The organism is Priestia sp. BR_2 (assembly GCF_041954005.1).
Taxonomy (GTDB): domain Bacteria; phylum Bacillota; class Bacilli; order Paenibacillales; family Paenibacillaceae; genus Paenibacillus_AQ; species Paenibacillus_AQ lautus_A.
Window position 1 is genome coordinate 539129 of the sequence record NZ_JAVFHM010000188.1, and the last position, 20896, is coordinate 560024.

Annotated in this window: 16 protein-coding genes and 1 pseudogene; all 17 read left to right on the plus strand. The window is 51.2% G+C overall.

All coding sequences use genetic code 11. From position 1 onward, the window contains the following. Positions 1-74 precede the first annotated feature (74 nt). Positions 75-2174: a hypothetical protein gene (locus RB298_RS12720; RefSeq protein ID WP_486047238.1), complete on the plus strand. Its 2100-nt coding sequence runs from the start codon at positions 75-77 to the stop codon at positions 2172-2174. 110 nt (positions 2175-2284) lie between these two features. Continuing rightward, on the plus strand, positions 2285-4621 hold the full coding sequence (locus RB298_RS12725) for a helix-turn-helix domain-containing protein (protein ID WP_486047239.1): 2337 nt from the start codon (positions 2285-2287) through the stop codon (positions 4619-4621). Between the two features lie 34 nt (positions 4622-4655). After that, positions 4656-5561, plus strand: coding sequence for an NAD(P)-dependent oxidoreductase (locus RB298_RS12730; protein ID WP_486047256.1), 906 nt, complete (start codon positions 4656-4658; stop codon positions 5559-5561). A 386-nt stretch (positions 5562-5947) separates the two neighbouring features. Further along, on the plus strand, positions 5948-6358 hold the full coding sequence (locus tag RB298_RS12735; RefSeq protein WP_096774070.1) for a DUF6157 family protein: 411 nt from the start codon (positions 5948-5950) through the stop codon (positions 6356-6358). Positions 6359-6627: 269 nt separating this feature from the next. After that, a complete protein-coding gene (locus tag RB298_RS12740) occupies positions 6628-7641 on the plus strand; it encodes a LacI family DNA-binding transcriptional regulator (RefSeq protein ID WP_486047240.1) in 1014 nt (337 codons plus the stop codon). Between the two features lie 13 nt (positions 7642-7654). Next, positions 7655-9097, plus strand: a complete 1443-nt coding sequence (locus tag RB298_RS12745) for an extracellular solute-binding protein (protein ID WP_486047241.1) — start codon at positions 7655-7657, stop codon at positions 9095-9097. Positions 9098-9167: 70 nt separating this feature from the next. Continuing rightward, positions 9168-10040 carry an ABC transporter permease subunit gene (locus tag RB298_RS12750; protein ID WP_486047242.1) on the plus strand — a complete coding sequence of 291 codons (873 nt, stop codon included), beginning with the start codon at positions 9168-9170 and terminating at the stop codon, positions 10038-10040. 8 nt (positions 10041-10048) lie between these two features. After that, a complete protein-coding gene (locus RB298_RS12755; RefSeq protein WP_192571616.1) occupies positions 10049-10915 on the plus strand; it encodes a carbohydrate ABC transporter permease in 867 nt (288 codons plus the stop codon). A gap of 22 nt (positions 10916-10937) precedes the next feature. Further along, positions 10938-12254 carry a CehA/McbA family metallohydrolase gene (locus tag RB298_RS12760; protein ID WP_486047243.1) on the plus strand — a complete coding sequence of 439 codons (1317 nt, stop codon included), beginning with the start codon at positions 10938-10940 and terminating at the stop codon, positions 12252-12254. A 62-nt stretch (positions 12255-12316) separates the two neighbouring features. Beyond that, positions 12317-12901 (plus strand): TetR/AcrR family transcriptional regulator, encoded by a 585-nt coding sequence (locus RB298_RS12765; protein WP_096774064.1) that lies wholly within the window; start codon positions 12317-12319, stop codon positions 12899-12901. Between the two features lie 139 nt (positions 12902-13040). Next, the gene (locus tag RB298_RS12770) at positions 13041-14258 is read left to right on the plus strand and encodes an MFS transporter (RefSeq protein WP_213578893.1); all 1218 of its coding nucleotides are present in this window, start codon (positions 13041-13043) and stop codon (positions 14256-14258) included. Between the two features lie 168 nt (positions 14259-14426). Beyond that, complete coding sequence (locus RB298_RS12775) at positions 14427-15680, plus strand: MFS transporter (protein WP_375120054.1); 1254 nt, start codon at positions 14427-14429, stop codon at positions 15678-15680. A gap of 142 nt (positions 15681-15822) precedes the next feature. Further along, the gene (locus RB298_RS12780; protein ID WP_486047244.1) at positions 15823-16299 is read left to right on the plus strand and encodes a YqeG family HAD IIIA-type phosphatase; all 477 of its coding nucleotides are present in this window, start codon (positions 15823-15825) and stop codon (positions 16297-16299) included. 453 nt (positions 16300-16752) lie between these two features. Beyond that, positions 16753-19371: a family 16 glycosylhydrolase gene (locus RB298_RS12785; RefSeq protein ID WP_486047245.1), complete on the plus strand. Its 2619-nt coding sequence runs from the start codon at positions 16753-16755 to the stop codon at positions 19369-19371. Positions 19372-19711: 340 nt separating this feature from the next. Then, a complete protein-coding gene (locus RB298_RS12790) occupies positions 19712-20164 on the plus strand; it encodes a hypothetical protein (protein ID WP_486047246.1) in 453 nt (150 codons plus the stop codon). Positions 20165-20337: 173 nt separating this feature from the next. After that, complete coding sequence (locus tag RB298_RS12795; RefSeq protein WP_096774057.1) at positions 20338-20820, plus strand: DUF2975 domain-containing protein; 483 nt, start codon at positions 20338-20340, stop codon at positions 20818-20820. An 11-nt stretch (positions 20821-20831) separates the two neighbouring features. Continuing rightward, positions 20832-20896 (plus strand): annotated as a pseudogene (locus tag RB298_RS12800) (helix-turn-helix domain-containing protein); the annotation flags it as partial.

A 20896-nucleotide genomic window follows, 5' to 3' on the forward strand; every position in this document is an offset into this window, starting at 1 on the left:
CTGTTCAAACCGGCTGTCTCCGCCTTGCGAATCGCCCGTTTGTTGCCAGTTTGAAATGAGAAGGAGGTAAGGCAATGACGAAGGTTAATGAGGAACGCTTCTGGTGGCACAAGCCGCTGCGCGTCATACAGCCCAATATGCAGGTCCAGGATACCGCCTGCATCGACCCACCCCGGCTTGCCGCGCAGCTGAAGGAGATGGGGGCGAATGCGATGGTCTTCAATACAGGCGGCATATATGCCTGGTATGACACGCAGGTTCCGTACCATACCGTGAACGGATATCTCCCTGAGGGGCGCGATTTGCTCGGGGAACTGATCACGGCCTGTCACCGTGAGGACCTTCGCTTTATCGCCAGGTTCGACTTCAGCAAAGCGGATGACAGTGCGTATCTCCGAAGGCCGGAATGGTTCGTCCGCAAGGAGGGCGGCCGCCCGGAGATCATCGGGGCTGAACGGCCCGGACCGTGGCCGCTCTTGATGTCCACCTGCATCAACGGCGGCTACCGCAATGCGGATGTCGCCGCTCCGGTGCTCCGCGAAGCGTTGTCGCGGTATCCGATTGATGGCATTTTTTTTAATAACCCCGGTTATGTGTTCTGCCGATGCGAGCGATGCAGGCGTAAATACGCGGAGCAGTACGGCAAGGAATTGCCGGATTCCTCGCGGGAGCTGGAGCCGGATTTCGCGGCGAGAAGCTTCGATGACAATATGGAAGCGATGTATGACCTGATCAAGCTGGAGAGGCCGGAGGTGCCCATGATTCTATACTACAACCTCCACCGCGACAATCTGTCGAAGCGCGTTCAGTTCACTGATATGCTGTGTACGGAGCCGCAGGACGTACTCTCGCTCGGCCATGCCCGGATCCCTGAATTCTGGAAGCCGGCTCTCAGCATCAAGGTGGGGCGGTCGGTTCCGGGCAGGCCGGCTCCGTTTGGCATCGTGCATTCCTGCCCGGGCATGGATTGGCGCCATACCGGGCTTCCGGTAGCGGAATACCGCTTCTGGCTGGCTCAAATTCCGGCCAACGGCGGTCAGATCTGGCACTCCGTCACGGGCATACCCGATACGATCGAAGACAAGCGGATTATGAAAACCGTAGCCGAGCTGAATCATCATGCCGCCAAGCTGGATGCTTATATGGACGGAGCCGTATCGGCTGCGGAAACCGCCCTGCTCTGGAACGAGCGCGGCGAGGCGCAGAGCTGGGCCGAAACGATGATCAACCGGCAAATCCCGTTTGACGTGCTGCTTCCCCAGAGCAGGAAGGATTGGGAGTTGGACCGCTACCGCGTTGTATTGATTCCCGAAGGAACGGAATATACCCCGTCCTTGATCCACGACTTGCGTTCGTACGTACATGGTGGGGGACAACTGCTAACGGAAGGGGCACTTCCTTCCGCTGCAGCCGACGCCGGCGTCAAGCCGCTCCATGAGCTGCTAGGCATTTCGGAGGAAGCCTTCAAAAGCGAATACCTGATTGCCTCCTATTTACGGTTTCAGGAGCTGCCGTGCGAGATCAACCCGCTTCAGCAGGGAATGGATACGACGGCGCTGATCGCTCACCGCGGACATGTCGCTTATGTTCAGCCGCACAGTGAAGCGGTTCGGGTACTGGCGACGCTCGTACCGCCGTTTTCTCCGCCGGAAAGCGTGGGAGCTCCTCCGGAGCGGGCTTCGCTGCCCGTTTCCCGCACCGATCTGCCGCTGGCTTTGGAGCATTCGTGGGGATCGGGCCGCGCCATGTACTTCGCGTTCTCGCTGGGCGCACTGCTCCGCGAATTCAGGCTGCCCGAGCATGAGATGCTTCTGGCTAACGCGATTGACCACCTGCTTGACGGGAGGCCGCTGCTGTCTGTAACGACTTCGTATCCCGGACTGCAGACGACCCTGTTCCGAAGCGGCAGTGATCTGCTGCTCCACTTCGTGAACGGAGCCGGCCGCCGGCCGCTTGCAGTGGCGCTGCCTCTGCACGACATCGAGGTCCGGCTGAGACCGGGGACTAGATGGCCTACAGGGAGCGGCTTTAAACTGGAGATGTTGATCGGCGGAGGCTGTATAGAAGGATTCGCAGCGAACGACGAATTGAACTTCACCCTGCCGCGGCTGGAGGTTTGGGAGTGCATTCGGATTCCGCTGAATTCCACCGTTAACGCTGTTGTTGAAGGATAGAGGAAGCGGGAGGACGAAGTATAACAGGTGTAGGATCATCCGTAGAGAGTTGCGGATGGCACAGTGATCCGCAGGGCAGTTCCTGCCGCGGGAACCGGAGGTGATAAATCGTGAGGTCTCTTTGGCAGCATATTCAGGCATCGTTCCTCCGCTGGTTCTCCGCGAACCGCTATCTGAAGCGTCTGATTTGGCTCGGATGTCTGTCGGCCGTAATTCCGGTGATCCTAGCCGGAAGCGCGTACTACCATTTCTCCATGAAAAAGCTGACGGTCCAGTTCCAGGAAAATAATATGGCTTCCTTGATGCAGCTGAAGGACCGCGTCGAAAATATCATAACAAGCATCGAGCATGAATCGCTTCAGCTTGCCAGCGGTCCGCTGATTCGCAGCGCGCTGGAAAATCCCGAATATGAGACGGACTACATGCAGCAATTGGATATGCTCAAGCTGTTTCAACTGCACAAAAATACCAATAACCTGATCGAAGACATCCTGTTTTACGATGTTCGGCACCGGCTGCTGCTGTCGCATTCCTATGGCCTGGTCCACCTGGACGGGTATAAAGGAAAAGAAGATATTGAGCAAGCCCTGGCGAAGGAAGGGGGAGCGAGGTGGATGCACCTCCCGAAGTCGTCGGAGAACGGATACGTCTCTTACGTCCGCCATCTTCCCGTTATGGTGCAGGGCCAACCGAGGGGCACCATCCTAATACACGTGAAAGAGGAATCGCTTCGCAGCCTTTTGAACAATTATTCCCTTTCCCTGGAGGAGCAGTCGCTGGCCATTCTGGACTCCGATCGCCGGGTCATGCTGCATACGGATGGACGCAGCGAGATCGGCAAAACCGCGGATGAAGACCCCATTTTGGGATCTTTGGTAGAGAACGGGGAAACTTCCGGCCATGACGTCATGACCGGGGAGGACGGCAAGGAACTGATCGCCTTTTACAAGACGTCTATGGGCCGTCTATACGTGTCCCGGATGCCGGAGCGGGAGATGATCGAGCAATTGAGGTGGATCCGCGTCCTGATCGTCATGTCGGTGACCGTCTTCATGCTGATCGCGGTATTGCTCACCTGGTTCTCGTCCAAAATCGCGTACAATCCGATTCAGCAGCTCCTTCGTTACGGGGAACATTTGAGAAGAAACGGCAGGAGTGGGGTGGAGAGCTCCGTCAAAGAGAATGAAATCGAATACATCCGCTCCTCCCTCAGCTACTTAAACGAGCAGGCGGAATCCCTGAACAGCTACATTCGAAAAATTCAACCGGATTTACGGGAACGGTTTCTGCAGCGTTTGCTGCTGTCCGGAAGCTCATGGCGGTCCGGCACACTGGAGGAGGGGTGCGCGAAGCACAAGATCCCGATGAGCGGACCATATGCCACGATGGTGGTGAAAGTCGAGAATCCGGTGAAAAAACGATTCTTGCCTAACGAAGGTCCGGTCATCGTGTTTGCGGTCAAAAACGTCATGTCCGAGCTGCTGGCAAACAACCGGCAGCTGGAGGGCTACGTGGTGGACCGGGAGGATCGTGAAGCGGCGGCGATCCTGAGGCTGGGAGAGCCCGGGGCTTCCCCCCAGGAGTTCCGCGACCTCCTCGCATGTTATGCGGAATCCGTCAGCCAGTCCCTGGCGCGCTATCTTTCATTTTCCGCGTCCATCGGCATCGGCAATACTGGAACATTGACCCGGGCGGCTGAATCCTATAAGGAGGCGCAGCTTGCTCTGCAATATCGCCTGTTCCATGATGCGGATACCGTACTGTTTTATGAAGACATGATCCGAATCGAGCGTAATCCCGTGTTCATGTATCCGAAGGATATCGAATCGGAGATGATCGAATATTTGTGGAACGGGGATCTTCCGCAGGCCGAGGCGTCGCTTCATGAATTTTCCCGGCGTATTCGGGTGTCGGAATCGTACAACGTAACCTCCCAGAGCTATTACGTGCTGCTCTCGGCCATAGTCCAGTCAATGGAGGAGAAAGGTCCCGGCGTGCTGGAGCTGCTGGGGGGTAACCTGTTCGACCAGCTGAAGGAGAACCAGACCTCCCGTGAAATGCATGACTGGTTCATCGGCGTGCTGTTCCCGCTGTACCAGGAAATCAGCCATGACCTGCGCACCCGATCCACCCGCCTAATCGTTCAGCGGGTATGCAGCCATATCTGCCGTCATCCCGATGGTGCTCATTCACTGGCGGACTGTGCCGAGCTGGTGGGGGTGAGCCCATCGTATCTCAGCCGGCTGTTCAAGAAGGAGATGGGCATATCCTTTGTTGAATACGTCATGAACTTCAAAGTGCAGAAGGCGAAACAGCTGCTCAAGGATACGGATTACACGGTCACGGAGATTGCTGAAATCGTCGGTTATTCCGAACGAAACCTGAACCGGGCCTTTCAGCGATTCCTGCAGATGTCTCCACGGCAGTATCGGCTGTCGGTAAGATAGGAAAACTACTTTTACAGACTCAGGCTTATATAGAATAAAAGGAGAGGATCACATGATGACAATCACACCGAATCAAACGACCGTAGGGTTTATCGGCTTGGGCGTAATGGGCCACAGCATGGCAGGGCATATCCGGAAAGCCGGCTACCCGCTGCACGTTTACACGCGAACCGCCTCCAAGGCGGAGCGGCTGGTGGCGGACGGCGCCGTATGGCACGATACCCCGGCCAAGCTGGCGCAGGCCTGCGACGTAATCATTACGATGGTGGGCTACCCGAAGGATGTCGAGGAACTCTATTTGGAACCGGACGGGCTGGTGGCGCATGCCAGGGAAGGGGCATATTTGATCGATATGACGACGTCCAGTCCGCTGCTAGCCCGCCGTATTTATGAAGCCGCCTCGTCGAAAGGGCTCCATGCCATGGATGCTCCGGTCTCCGGCGGTGACGTGGGGGCACGTGAGGCGAGACTGTCCATCATGATCGGCGGGGAAGAGGGAGACGTCAAGGCGGTGCAGCCGCTGCTGTCGACGATGGGAAGCAATATTGTCCATCAAGGGCAAGCCGGCGCCGGACAGCATACGAAGATGTGCAACCAGATCGCCATTGCCTCTAACATGATGGGAGTCTGCGAGGCGATGGCCTATGCGGAGTGCGCCGGGCTGGATCCCGAAATCGTGCTCAAGAGCATCGAGAGCGGAGCGGCGGGCAGCTGGTCGCTTAGCAATTTGGCTCCTCGCATGATTGCCGGGAATCTGGAGCCGGGATTCTATATCAAGCATTTCATTAAGGATATGGGAATCGCGCTGGAATCCGCTAAGGCGATGAACTTGGTTACGCCGGGCTTGTCCCTAGCCGAATCGCTGTACAGCCAGCTGGCCGAGAAGGGGCTTGAGGATAAAGGCACGCAGGCTTTAATTAGATATTATACGGGTGAATGAGATTCGGATTCTTGTGCCTCAATAACATAACAGTCTCAATTTCCCGGAAGGACGGATTGAGGCTGTTATTTATTCCAGGACATTAGGAAACTTATCAGGATAAAGTCATGAGCACTTCATTTTTGGCGATTACGATTTAAGAGAAGCCTGTCCATGATGTCCGTCGGGATGTTGATATTCGGACCGTTGATTGAAAAGGGATTGTTCTTGCCCGTACAACTGTTTTGATCTCCAATAAGTGAGTGGTCGAAGCCAGCATCCGCTGCCTGGAGCCGCTGCTTCGGATACAAGGCGGAAGAGATTCAAGATTCAAGCGCTAGTCTGTAGATGATGCTACGATATGATGTATACTGAATGTTAATTAGAATTGGAGGTTATTCTTACATATGAAAGACATGAATGAATACGACACCTTTATTCAAATTGCCGAAGACTGCCCTGTCAGCGAGGCTGTCATTCCGCAAGCAAAAGGTGAGTCTAAGACCATACCGGTGATTCAGTATGAGCTGCTGTCGAACCACCCTTACCGATACACGCAAGAAGATGTATTGTTCGAAGTGTTTGCCGAGCGTAATCAGATTCCGGAAACGGAAAGAGCAGCCGCTCGCGAGAAGTTTTTTTCGAAAGGGCAGCCTTGTCTCCGAACCTCGTCCTTAGGCAAGCGCTATGGCTGGGGGATTCATCATGACGCTGAAGGGAAAGTCGCAATCTACGCCGTAGAGTCAGACGAATACCTCAAACTCATGAACGATCAAAGCATTACTCAATGTAAAGCGATGCGCTCAAAGAAAGCCTAGGTGATGCACGGGAAGGATAAACTTTAACGGTAATTGAGCTCAGTAGGGATAGCTTTTCTATCATATACGTGCATACCAAGTCGCCTGATAGGCGGCTTTTTTGGTTTGTCAAAAAGAAACGAGTTTTATACCTAAGATTTAATTTTCAATTAACATAAACCTGCATTCTATTCAATTAATCTTTTTTAAAATCAATCACGTAGGGTTATTAAACCGGTTTAATGATCAAGCAATCCATCAGAATCTGCTAGAGAAAGGAACAACGATAGATGGCTACCATTGATGACGTTGCCAGGATGGCTGGAGTATCCAAGGGAACCGTGTCCAGTGTGTTCAGCAAAAAAAGGCCGATCAGCCAACAAGTGACGGAGCGGGTATTAGAGGTAGCCCAAGAGCTGGGATATTTCCCGAATCACCTGGCCCGAAGCCTGGCGATCAAGAGGACGATGAGCATCGGCCTCAAGATACCACTCCCGCCTGATGGGACGATGACGGCATTCGATACTCAGTTGATTAACGGTGTCATCAAGGAATGCTCCAAGCAAGGGTACCGCCTAGTTCTGGACACCTTGCCCGAGCAGGAGGATCCCACTTTGTATTCGCAGGATCCTGTCGATGGCGTCATTCTGCTCAACCCGCGAAAAAATGATTTGCGAATTCAACGGTACCTGATGATGGGCACTCCTTTAGTGCTGGTGGGGCGGTCGGATCCTTATGACGATACGATCAGTTACGTAGATAACAACAATGCAAACGTGGCTCAAATGGTTGGAGATTATTTGCTCCGGAGCGGACATCAAACTGTTCTCTTCCTGAATGCATCCTCCGATATGACCGTGTCCTACGATCGACAACTTGGCTTGGCGGAGGCTTATAGCCAACACGGCCTGCCGATGCCCGAAGAGTATGTGGTGTACTTTGACCACAAGCTGCATGCCAACGGAACGGAATACGGATATATGTCCATCATGAACACTTATGGAAACATGAATTATACGGCAGTCATTACGGACACGGATCGAGTGGCGCTTGGCGTGCTGAGGGCTGCCAGGGAGCTGGATATCGAGGTGCCCGAACAGCTGTCGGTCATCGCTCTCAGCAATGATGCTATTCTGGCTCAGGATATGAATCCAAAGCTGACATCCGTGGAATTGTCGGCAGAGACGCTCGGAGCGGAAGCAGCCAAGCTGTTGTTCGAGAAAATAAGCGATAAACGTATCCACAGGCAAATCATCATACCCGCGCAGCTGGTTGTGAGGGAATCCTGCAAATTTCTTTCTTAACGACAATGAAGGAGTGGTTAGCTTGGTAAAAAGAATCAAGATCATGAGTGCAATCATGGCTGTATCTCTGTTCGGCGGGCTGCTTGCGGGTTGTTCCCCGAACGCCGGCAGCAGTAGCACACAGGAAGGCGGCAATGCCGCGTCCCAAGCTGCATCGAATGCCGAAGAACGTACGCTCAAAATCATGACGGGTGTCATCGGCGGCAAAACGCCTGAGGAGAATACGCAGTTCGAGCAGGAAATCGAGCGTCTAACCGGCATCAAGGTTACGATGAACAAGCCGGCTGCCGACTATGACCAGAAGCTGCTGGCAGCCATCGCTTCCGGGGAAAAGTTCGATCTGCTGCAGATCAGCAAAGAGAAAATGTCCACGTTCATTGATCAAGGAATTCTTACACCGTTGACCGATCAAGTGAACGGCTCCAAGGTGCTTTCGGATCCCAATGTCATTCCCGCCAAGGAGTGGGAACAGGTCAAGACGAAGGATGGCGAAATCTACGGCGTGTTCACCAAGTACCAAGGAGGAACGATGCCGATCGTTCGCAAGGACTGGCTGGACAAATTAAATCTGCCCGAGCCTGAAACGCTGGACGATTATTACACCGTCCTCAAAGCTTTCACCGATCAAGATCCGGACGGCAACGGCAAAAAAGACACGTACGGACTCAGCACGGCCGGCATGTACGAATTGCAGGGCTTCTTCAGCGCCGCAGGCCTGAAACAACGATACGTGGAATCCGCTGACGGCAAGCTGGACGTTCCGTATTCCACGGATGCGGCCATCCCGGTTTATGAATGGCTGAACAAGCTGTTTGAGGAAGGCATTCTGGATCCGAACTTCACCACGAATGACACCGGTAAAATGCGCGACCTGTTCCTTGCCGATCGCGTCGGCATGATTACGTATTGGGACGCTTGGGTGGGCATGCTGAACAACACGCGCCATGAACAAGACCCGAATACGGAATTCGAAGCGAAGGGTTTGCCGGGTGCAGCCGATGCGAACGGCAACCACATGCTGCGCAGGGGCGATCCGGACGTTTGGGTTATACCCGTGAATGCAGAGCATCCGAAAACAGCTTTCGAATTCATTGAATGGTGGCATTCCGAGGAAGGGATAACCCTGGGCAGCTTAGGCATCAAGGATGTGGATTACACGGTTGACAACGGCAAGTTTACGCTGACGCAAACCGGTAAAGAGCATGCTTCCGACCATGGCGTTCCTTTCTGGTACAACCGTAATGTCGAAGCGCCTTTCGGTAAACTGCCGGGCGTGCAGGAAGCGCAGGATCTCGTCGATCAATACGCTGCTTTGGAAATGACGCCTTCCCATTGGGCGGATGCCGAGAAGATCATCAATGAACATTCCTTCAAAGCGATCATGGGCGAGATGCCGGCAGCCGACGCCGTAAAGAAAATGCGGGAAGCACTTAAAGCCGGCGGGTATATCGATTAAAAGCTTTAAGAGCAGGGGGCGGTGATCACGCCGCTCCCTCTTTATTTTTCGATCATGGTGGTGAATTTCCGTGAAAGCCGTATTCAAATACAAAACTCTATATTTTATGATGCTTCCCATCCTGGCCTATTTCCTCATCTTTTCCTTTTATCCGCTGGCCCGGGGACTTGCCATCAGCTTTCAAGATTACCGGCTGATCGGTGACCGGCCCTTTATCGGTTTCGATAACTATCTGAGGGTACTGAAGGATCCGGTGTTTTGGGAAGTTTTTCAAAATACGATCGTGATCGGTGCGGGAGGCTTTATCATCAACTTCTTTTTGCCGCTGATTCTTGCGCTCTCCTTAAATGAAGTGGCTTCCGCCTGGTTCAAAAAAATGACCCAGATGATTGTCTATTTACCTCATTTATTCTCTTGGGTGGTCGTAGGCGGGATGTGGATTCTGCTGTTGTCTCCGGATACAGGCATCGTGAACCAGATCATTCAGCTATTCGGCGGCCAGTCGGTCGGGTTCCTCTCTTCGGATCGTTATGCCCGCATCGTCATGATCCTTACTTCAGGTTGGAAGGAGATGGGATATACCTGCATTATGTACCTGGCCGCCATCGTGAACATTAATCCCTCGCTGTATGAGGCTGCTAGCATGGACGGCGCCAGTCGTTGGCAGAAGGCCCGTTACGTCACCGTTCCGATGCTTCGTTCTACCATGAAAGTGGTCATCATGTTAAATGTATTGGGTATCCTGCGTTTGTTCGATCAAATATTCGTGATGAGTAATGGCGCCATTGCCAAGAAAGTTGACGTCATTATGATGTACACCTATCAAAAAGGGATATTGGAATTTAGCGTTGGACCTGCAACCGCGGCCGGCTTCCTGGTGATTTTGGCAACATTCACGCTGACGTATGTAACAAGAGCGGTGATCCGCTATGATGAAGGGTGAGTCGGTATATGAAATCAATGAATAAAATAAGCTTGCCTGGCCGTTTGTTTGATACGATCAATGTTCTGTTCCTCCTTCTGCTCGTTTTGACTATGGTTATTCCGTTCATAAATACACTCGCGCTTGCATTCTCATCCAATTTTGCTTCCATGCAGCCGGGGATCGTACTCTGGCCCAAGGAATTCAGCCTCGAGGGATTCTCCACCGTATGGAACCGCATGAAGCTTTATTTGCCTTTTACGAACAATGTCATTGTGACCGTTGTCGGTACCTTAGGTCATGTCTTCCTAAGTTCCATGGCGGGCTATGTCCTGATACAGAAAGGACTTCCCGGTAAAAAGTGGATGTTAACCGCGATCCTGCTAACGATGATGATTCCAAGCGAGGCGATTATGATACCGCTCTATATCGTGAATCAGGATTTAGGACTCCTTAACACGCTGTCCTCATTAATACTTTCAGGTTTCGTATCCGGATTCAGTGTCATCCTCATGCGAAATTTCTTTTTGAGCGTTCCTTACGAAATGTCGGAATCTGCCCGGATTGACGGAGCCGGAGATCCTCGGATCTTCTTTACGATGTACTTGCCGCTTGCGAGCGCAGGACTGGCAACGGTTACGCTGTTTGAGTTCGTCAGTCGCTGGAACCAATTCACGCCGGCCGTCCTTTATATCAACGATTCGTCCAAATATACGCTGCAAATCGCGCTGAAATCGCTCATCGTCGATACCGATTCGACCTCGAGCAATTTCATGATCACGACCAATGTCCGAATGGCGGGGATTGTCATTGCCCTGCTCCCGCTCATCATCATCTATCCGTATGTGCAAAAGTATTTTGTCAAAGGAATGTTTGTCGGCGCAAATAAAGAATAGGCAGAGAAGAGGAGGAATTCATATGACACAACAAATCGAGCGGAGGACCACATCGGTTTACAAAAGATACATTGAGCATTCGGAACAAAGCTCGTACATTGAAATTCCGTTCCAAATGCCACCGGATGTCGAAGAAATCCACGTAAGCTATCTGGTGGATTCCCGTGGCGGCGACCCTGCCGAAGCGGTCATTGATCTAGGGATACGGGACGCGGAGAAAGTAAGAGGCTGGAGCGGAGGGGCTCGTCAGGAATTGAATATCGGTCCGAATACAGCCACCCCGGGTTATCTGCCCGGACTATTGGCCACAGGAGAATGGGCTATTCTCCATAATGCCTACAAGGTGCCCGCTGAGGGTTGCTTGGTCACGATCGAAATCGAGTTTACCTACAAAACATGGCGCTGGCTGAAGGGAGATCTTCACACGCATAGCGTTCATAGCGACGGGTCTTATACGCTGGAAGAAAATGCGGCCATCATGGAAAGCCTGGGCTGCGATTTTATGGCCATGACCGATCATAATACGAGCAGCCAGAACCTTGCCTATCCGCGCGGGACCTCGGTGCTTATGATACCGGGTACGGAGTTTACGACGAATTATGGTCATAGTAATTTCCTTGGCGTGTCGAGCCCCATGGATGATTTTCGCGTATCGGGCATATCCGATGTTCACGAGAAGTTTCGAATCGCCCGCGAGCGGGGGGCCAAGATTGTGCTGAACCATACGCACTGTGATCACTGCCCGTGGGAGTGGGATTTCGATGTGGATTACGACGGGGTAGAAATTTGGAACGGGCCATGGAGAGAGCACAACAGACGCGCGCTTTCTTGGTGGCAGGAACAGCTTGTCGCAGGGAGACGCCTGGTAGCCGTAGGCGGAAGCGATGTGCATCGCCCGGATTCCTATGTGAAGCATGCGATGCCATGCGTATGGGTCTGGACCCATGAAAAAACGGTGGTGGGTGTTCTAAACGGTATTAAGGATGGCCGCGTCGTGATTACCAATTCGCCAGACGGCCCTTTTGCCAACCTTCAGTGCGGTGATTACGGGATTGGAGATGAAGTGCCATATGAGCAAGCCAGTCACGAGGTGGTCGTTCAACTGGATGATTTAATGGCGGGCGATCTGATTCGCCTGTACAGCGAGCGCGGTCTTGAGGCAGAAACTGCTGTCGACTCGGAAGGTGGCGTTATACTGACGTTTGACGCAAAGCATAGATGCTTCTTACGGGCAGAGGTTTGGCGGCAGTTCGGACAGGCGGATGGCATGTCGATGGCTGTAGTGACAAACCCCATCTATTTTGCTTCGAATGGAGGTAGGGCGAAAATAAGTGATTGAAAAAAATACTGGAATGTTCGTTCCGAATAGTCTATACTCGTGTTGAGAAGGAGGAGGTATGAATGGGACGGACCAAAGAATTTGACCGTGAGCAGGTGCTTCGCAAAGCGATGATCGTTTTTTGGGAGAAAGGGTACGAGGGGGCAAGCATACCGGATTTATTGCAAGCGATGGAATTAAGCAGGTCCAGCATGTACGAAACATTTCAGGATAAACAAACGCTTTATTATGAGGCCATCCAGCAATACAAAAAAATGTCGCAAAAAAAACGCGATCTGATGAACCATGCCCCTTCTGCGATCGCCGGGATCCGCCAATATTTTGAACTGCATATTACGAACGCGTTTGCGACGCACGGTGAAGCTTACCCGAACGGATGTCTGATTACGAACGCTTCCGTGGGTCTGGATGCCATGGATGAGCCCTTGCAGAATACGATTCGCCAAAGCTTTACGGAGCTGGAGCAGCTGTTCTACGAGAAATTAAAAAAGGGTCAGGAAACGGGCGAAATTTCCCCCGAGAAAGACATAAAGATGCTGTCGTTCCTGCTGCTTAATCTCAACCACGGCATCAACGTGATGGCCAGGATCCAAAGCGACAGCGATAAAGTTCGCGGCATGATGAACGCCGTTATCGAGTCGCTGTAGAGCTTTTTTTTTCATCATTCCGGAACAATCATTCCGATTGGATCCCCCTTGCTTAAGCATGCAGGGGGAACGTATTCCCATATTGGAATGAACGTTCCAATATGATTACACTATCATTTTTATAAAAGGAGTGCTTCTCATGAATGTTAATGGAAATGCAAAGGGCAAGTTGGAGATTTCCGCGTCCCCCTGGATTATGCTGATTCTTGCTGTTGCGTGCGGCTTGATCGTTGCCAATCTTTACTATACGCAGCCTTTAGTTGAGTCGATCAGTTCATCTATAGGATTATCTTCAGGAGCCGCAGGGGTTATCGTCACGCTGACCCAAATCGGTTACGGGATCGGCTTGCTGTTCATCGTTCCTTTGGGAGATTTGCTGGAAAATCGCAAACTGGTGGTTACGCTGCTGATGCTGACGGCCATCGTCTTAATCTTTGCCGCCGCAGCCCGAAACGCCGCTCTGTTTCTTGCCGCCTCCTTGTTTATCGGCGTGGGGTCCGTTGCGGCCCAGATCCTGGTCCCTTATGCAGCGCATCTCTCCCCGGAGGAGACGAGAGGACGCAATGTCGGTAATGTCATGAGCGGACTGTTGTTAGGAATCATGCTGGCCCGTCCGGTTTCGAGTTTGGTGGAAAATTACTTCGGCTGGCATGCTATCTTTATGATGTCATCCGCCATTCTCTTCGTGCTGGCTCTGGTTTTGATCAAAGTACTGCCGGCAAGGAAGCCGCAAACAACCGATAAATATCCTGCAATCATCACATCCATGCTGGGGCTGCTGAAAACGACGCCGATACTACGTCGCAGGGCGCTGTATCACGCTTTTCTGTTCGGGATGTTCAGCCTGTTCTGGACAACGGTTCCGCTTGTATTAACAAGTCCGCTGTATCACTTTTCCTCTGCAGGCGTTGCGTTGTTTGCTTTGGCTGGAGTATCAGGCGCTGCCGCCGCACCGCTTGCCGGCCGCTTTGCGGATAAGGGTCTGATCCGGCCCGCAACCGGAATTGCCATCGTGCTGGTGATACTATCCGGACTTTTGCCGATTGTGTTTGCCGGCGGTTCTCTGCTTTCTATCGTGATCCTGGTACTTGCCGCCATCCTGCTGGATATGGGCGTGTCCGCCAATTTGGTGTTGGGACAACGCGCGATTTTCACGTTGGGAGCCGAGGTGCGGAGCCGGCTGAACGGCTTGTATATGGCGATCTTTTTTGCCGGCGGGGCCATAGGCTCCGCAGCCGGGGGATGGGCCTACGCTATGGGCGGCTGGAAAGCGGCGATGTGGCTGGGCGTTCTTTTTCCGGCCTTGGCATTGCTCTACTTTTTGACGGAACGCAGGGTGGAGCGCGGCAGCAAATAAGAAAAAGCGAAGCATGTTTTCATCAAGCGGTTAAAGGATAAATTATAAATGTAGGGTATATGTATCGTAGATAATCCATAATGAGCAATTAAAAAGAAATGTCGCCTAACGTTAAACGTTATAATGAGTGTAATTCGCGTGAGCGAGACCATACGAAAGGGTGGGACGATGTCAGAAACCGAAGATGCCCAGAAAATCCATTGGAAAAGGAACATCATTCTCTTTTTAAGCAGCCAAACACTCTCGCTGTTCGGGTCTGCCTTGGTTCAATATGCCATTATGTGGCACATTACGCTGACGACGCAGTCGGGCATCATGATGACGCTGTATATTATTTGCGGATTCATTCCGACGTTCCTGCTGTCGCCTTTTGCCGGGGTATGGGCGGACCGCTTCAACCGTAAAACGCTCATTATGATCGCGGATTCTATGATCGCGGTGGTTACGCTGATGTTGGCCATTACGTTTATGCTTGGCTATCAGGCGGTTTGGCTGCTGTTTATCATTTCCGCCGTACGCGCGCTCGGGGCCGGCATTCAGACTCCAGCGGTCGGAGCCATATTGCCTCAAATCGTGCCGCAAGATAAGCTGACGAAAGTAAACGGTATTAACGGCAGCCTACAAGCGCTGATCATGTTCGTAGCGCCCATCGTCAGCGCGGGATTGCTTACCGTAGCAACGATCGAAGCGATTTTTTTTATCGACGTCGTTACGGCTGCGATCGCGATCTTTACATTGTTTGCCTTTCTCAAAATTCCGCTGCACAAAAAGGCGTCGGACACGCAAAGCACGGGCTATCTGGACGATTTCAAAGAGGGCTTGGCCTACATTAAACAGCATGCTTTTCTCAAGTCGTTTTTTATCTTCTTCGCCTTTTTCTTCGTGCTTATGGCGCCTGCAGCCTTTCTGACCCCGCTGCAGGTTACCCGCAGCTTCGGGGACGATGTATGGCGCTTGACGGCAATCGAAATCGCGTTTTCCGTCGGCATGATGGCTGGAGGGGGGATCATTGCTTCCTGGGGCGGCTTTAATAATAAAGTGTACACGATGGCTATAGCCAGCTTCGTCATGGCCGTGTCCACGTTTGCGCTCGGCATTGTGCCTGTTTTCTGGATTTATTTGGCCATCATGGCTGTATTCGGAGTAGCGATGCCCATATTTAATACGCCAACGACCGTCATGCTGCAGGAGAAGGTGGATGAAAATTATCTGGGGCGTATATTCGGTGTCTTCGGGATGATTTCGACTTCCATGATGCCTATCGGGATGCTGATATTCGGTCCGCTTGCCGACGTGGTCAAAATCGAATGGCTGCTGGTCGGTACCGGATTGTTTATGCTCGTGCTTACGGTTTTCTTCATGCGCAATAAGCGATTGGTTGAAGCGGGCATGCCGCTGCAAGAGGAAGTCTCGCCGGATTAATGCAACACCGCCTGAAAAAAAGCCGCATCTTCATGCGGTTTTTTTTGGTTCTGGTGAACATGCGGGAATGATTTTAACAAAAAGAGGCATTCTATACCCTATTGGCTTACCAATATCAATATAGATATAGTGGAGGTAACCTATGCCTATTTTTAAACCTTCTCAAATTGCTCACTCCATTCAGGAGATAGACGGAGACGCTCTTCAGGGGGCAGGAATTAAAGGAATCATACTCGACTGGACGAATACGGTAGCGTTGAAGAATGCGGAATCCATGTCAGATTCGATGAAAGCGTGGCTGAAAAACGTTCAATCCAGATATGGAATCAAGGTGATCATCGTCTTCAACAGCAAACCACCCATGCATAATCACGGTCAGATTAATGAGATTCCGGCATTGTATGAAGCAGGCAAACCGAAGAAAAAAGCATTTTTAACCGCAATGAATATGCTGGGAACGCGCAGCAACGAGACTGCAGTTATTGGAAATGGCATCTTTACCGACCTCTGGGGCGGAAACCGGTTAGGGATGCATACCATTTTCCTGTCTTCTTCATGGATGAAACCACGGTTCATAGGGGTGGTAAAACGGCTTTTCCTTAAAGTGCTGCGGGTTTAGACGAAGCTGTTAGAAAATGGGGTAAAGGCGTCGGAGGGCAAAAACTTATATCCATCGTGAAGGAGCTGGTGACCTTATAGGGCAACGGCTCCTTTTGCGTTAGGACAATAACAATCATACATAGTTCGAGCGATTTTCTACTCAGGGGATCGTGAAGTTTAATGTTTACCCAATAAATATTATGTAAACTGCTTGAGATGACATAAGGCTGCCGAAGAGGCAGCCTTATGTTCATTGTCGTATGGAAAATAACTCTACGCACCATGATTCGTTAATTTCTGACGGAAAGCCAAGTCTTGTATTTGGGTTATCCAAAATATTGAGACCTCACCCTAAATATGGTACCTATTCATCAGATTAGGAATTCGATAGAATGAAGACGTCCTCAGCTGTAAGCGTTTTCTTACAGGCGCTAATGCTGAGAGCACACAATATGAACAAGGGAGGGTATTCATGAAGAGATCTTACGCGGCGGAAAGGCGGTACTTGCAAAAGGGATTAAGTTTGTTCTTCGCGGTTGTCATGCTGGCAAGTGTCGGATTATGGCCAGCTTCGAAGGTCGAGGCAGCAGATTCCACGGTTACCTCGATGGATTACTTTTCGGCGGCTGACGGACCGGTCATCTCCAAATCAGGAGTCGGACAGGCCAGCTATGGCTTTGTCATGCCCATATTCAACGGAGGCGCAGCTACTTGGAATGATGTAGCCCAAGACGTGGGCGTCAAAGTGAAAGTGGGCGGCAACTGGGTCGATATCGATAGTGTGAGCAGCTTTATTTACAATCAGAATTGGGGACATTGGAGCGACGGAGGATTTACAGGTTATTGGTTCACGCTTTCTGCAACGACAGAGATTCAGCTGTACTCGAAAGCGAATGGGGTTACCCTGGATTACAGGCTGGTGTTTCAGAACATTAACAAAACCACGATCACAGCCATGACGCCGACCCAGGGGCCGCAGATTACTGCAAGCTTTACGGGTGGCGCCGGTTTTACCTACCCTACGTTCAATAACGATCCTGCCGTGACCTATGCAGCCGTCGCTGATGATTTGAAGGTGTATGTGAAACCGGTTAACAGCAGCACCTGGATCGACATCGACAACAACGCTGCAAGCGGCTGGATCTATGATCATAATTTCGGACAATTCACCGATGGAGGCGGCGGGTACTGGTTTAACGTTACGGAGTCGATCCACGTCAAATTGGAATCGAAAGCCTCCGGGGTTAACGTTGTGTATACCATCACTTTTAATGAAGCCGTACGAAACTCATATGTCATTACGCCTTATGAGGGAACGACCTTTACGGCAGATGCAAACGGTTCGATCGGCATTCCGCTGCCTAAGATTGACGGGGGAGCGCCGATAGGCAAGGAGCTTGATAATTTCGTATACCAGATTAACATCAACGGGCAGTGGGTTGAGCTGGGGAATTCCGGCCAGAGCGGATTTACATACGCTGCCAATGGCTACAACAACATGTCGGATGCGAATCAGTGGGGATATTGGGCCGATTATATTTACGGCCTGTGGTTTCAGCCCATCCAGGAAGATATGCAGATCCGGATCGGCTATCCACTGAACGGGCAAAAAGGCGGCAGCGTGGGTAGCAATTACGTCAACTACACGTTGATCGGCAATCCCGATGCTCCTCGTCCGGATGTAAGCGACCAAGAGGATATTGCGATCGGGACACCAAGCGACCCGGCCATTCAAGGCATGAACCTCATTTGGCAGGATGAATTTAATGGCACGACATTGGATACAAGCAAATGGAACTATGAACAAGGTTATTATCTCAATGATGATCCAAACACCTGGGGCTGGGGCAACGCGGAGCTGCAGCATTATACCGATAGTGCGCAAAATGTGTTCGTGCAGGACGGGAAGCTGAACATCCGCGCATTGAACGATCCCAAGTCTTTCCCGCAGGATCCAAACCGGTATGCCCAATACTCCTCCGGTAAGATTAACACGAAGAATCATTTTACCCTGAAGTACGGACGAGTCGACTTCCGTGCCAAACTGCCGACAGGAAATGGCATATGGCCGGCACTATGGATGCTGCCGCAAGACAGCCCTTACGGAACATGGGCAGCATCCGGCGAAATCGACGTGATGGAAGCGAGAGGGAGATTGCCAGGCTCGACGAGTGGTGCCGTGCACTTCGGTGGAACATGGCCGGCGAACCAACATATTTCTGGCGAATATCATTTCCCGGAAGGGCAGAACATCAACAATGACTATCATGTCTATTCCGTCGTATGGGAAGAGGACAACATCAAATGGTATGTGGATGGCAAGTTCTTCTTCAAGGTGACGAATGAACAATGGTATTCCTTGGCGGCACCGAACAATCCGAACGCACCTTTCGATCAGCCTTTCTACCTCATCATGAATCTGGCGCTCGGCGGAAATTTTGACGGCGGCATTTCTCCGAATCCGTCCGATATTCCTGCTACGATGCAGGTCGATTATGTGCGGGTTTATAAAGAAAACGGCAGCGGAAATCCCGGAAATGTGCCGGTTACCGGCGTCACGCTGAATCCAACCTCCGGACAAGTGGAAGTGGGGCAGAGTCTTCAGTTAAACGCCGGCATAGCGCCCTCCAATGCAACGAATAAGCAGGTCACTTGGTCCGTTTCGGGTGCGAGTGTTGCCTCTGTGAGTCAGGAAGGCGTCTTGACGGGGCTCGCTCCGGGTACGGCAACCGTTACGGCTACAAGCGTCGATGGCCAGAAAACCGCTTCTTCCACGATCACGGTGGTACCGGCGCCATCCAGCGTGATTGTCATCGGCGATGAGGTGAGGGGACTGAAAAAAATCGGCAATGACCTGCTGTTCTATATCAACGGCGCAACCTTTGCCGATCTGCATTACAAGATCAATAACGGCGGGCAACTGAACGTAGCCATGGCCCCAACGGGGAACGGCAACTATACTTACCCTGTAAACAATCTCAAGCAAGGGGACACCGTCGAGTACTTTTTCACCTATAACCCGGGACAAGGAGCCCTGGATACCCCTTGGCTCACCTATATCCATGGCGTGACCCAAGGAACGCCGGAGTAAATCGATACTTCGGCAGATCATGCTATTAACTGGAGATACGGTTATTTATTTCGGTTGCAGGAGTACAATTCACATCCTCTAACAGACGGGGGCGAAGTCTTACGACTTCCCTCCGTCTGTTATTTTGTTTTTCCTATAAAGCATTGCACTGGTACCCCAACTCGGCATGATGCATCGTGACAATACGCACAGGTTCAATAACTGCTTATCATGAGCCATTGTTTCAGTCGTTTTGCCTAACGATATGCCTTGCATTTTGGTATAGTTATGGAAGAAGCTGCCGCGAACACTCGTAAACAATCTTGTAATTTTATGACCCGCCACCAGGGAGGAGATGCGGATGAGCAAGCGCTTTTGGTATGTCTTTTTGGCAATTTGCGTCCTGATGCTGCTTAGCGCGACGGTATATTCGGCAAGTCAAAACCGCACCTCGTTCAAGGAGCTGGTCCTTGATCAGCTGAAGGAGTCCGGCTCGATCCGTGAGCTGGACATTGTAAGAAACCGGAACCGCCCGAACGAGCAGCAGCTGAAAATGACGGATCAAGCGGAGATTGATCGCATCGTGAACGGCTTCTCGGATCTCAAACTGCGTAAGAACAGCGTAAGGGATCACAGCGGCGACGAATATGAGATCCGGTTGAGTACCGAAAACGGGCCGACCTTCACGCTAGTCGTTTATAGTCCGGACCATATACGGATTTATAACCATTCGAGCAAGCATAAAAGATACGGCAAGGAGTATAAAATCGTGAGCGATTTTGCTCCAGGCATCCTTGAATCCCTGTTCCGGTGACAAATTGTTGGATGAAAGCATTCTTCGTATTGAAGAATGTTTTTTTCTTTTGCAGAATACAAGGTATAATCGAGTAACAGTAATAATATAATCAAAAACAATAATGATTTATTGTAAATCGATAAATTATATGTTAAAGTCAAAAATGAAAATATCGAAGTGAGGTGCTCTTGATGAAACAAGTTTCAACGCTCTTTTTAAAGGTGGCTGTTATTCTTATCGGTATTCCGATTCTTGCTTTGTGCATCTTTTTGGTGCCGGAGATCGCGAATTTTGCTGCCGAGCTGTATCCGGATATGAGTTATATTAAATATCTCGTATTCATCGATTTTTATGCCGCGGCGATCCCGTTTTACTATGCGCTGTATCAAGCCTTTAAGCTTTTAAGTTATATTGATAAGAACAAGGCGTTCTCGGAATGGTCTGTACGAGCTTTAAAGCGTATAAAATACTGTGCAATCACAATCAGCAGCTTGTTCGTGGTTGGCCTGCCGCTGTTCTATCTTGTCGCGGAGAAAGACGATGCCCCGGGCATCATCTTGATCGGATTGGTCTTGATTTTCGCCTCCATGGTGATTGCCGTTTTTGCCGCCGTCCTTCAAAGGCTGTTACAAGAAGCGATTGATATCAAATCGGAAAACGACTTAATAATCTGAGGTGAAACGACATGGCCATAATAATCAATATCGATGTGATGCTGGCTAAACGAAAAATGAGCGTTACGGAGATGTT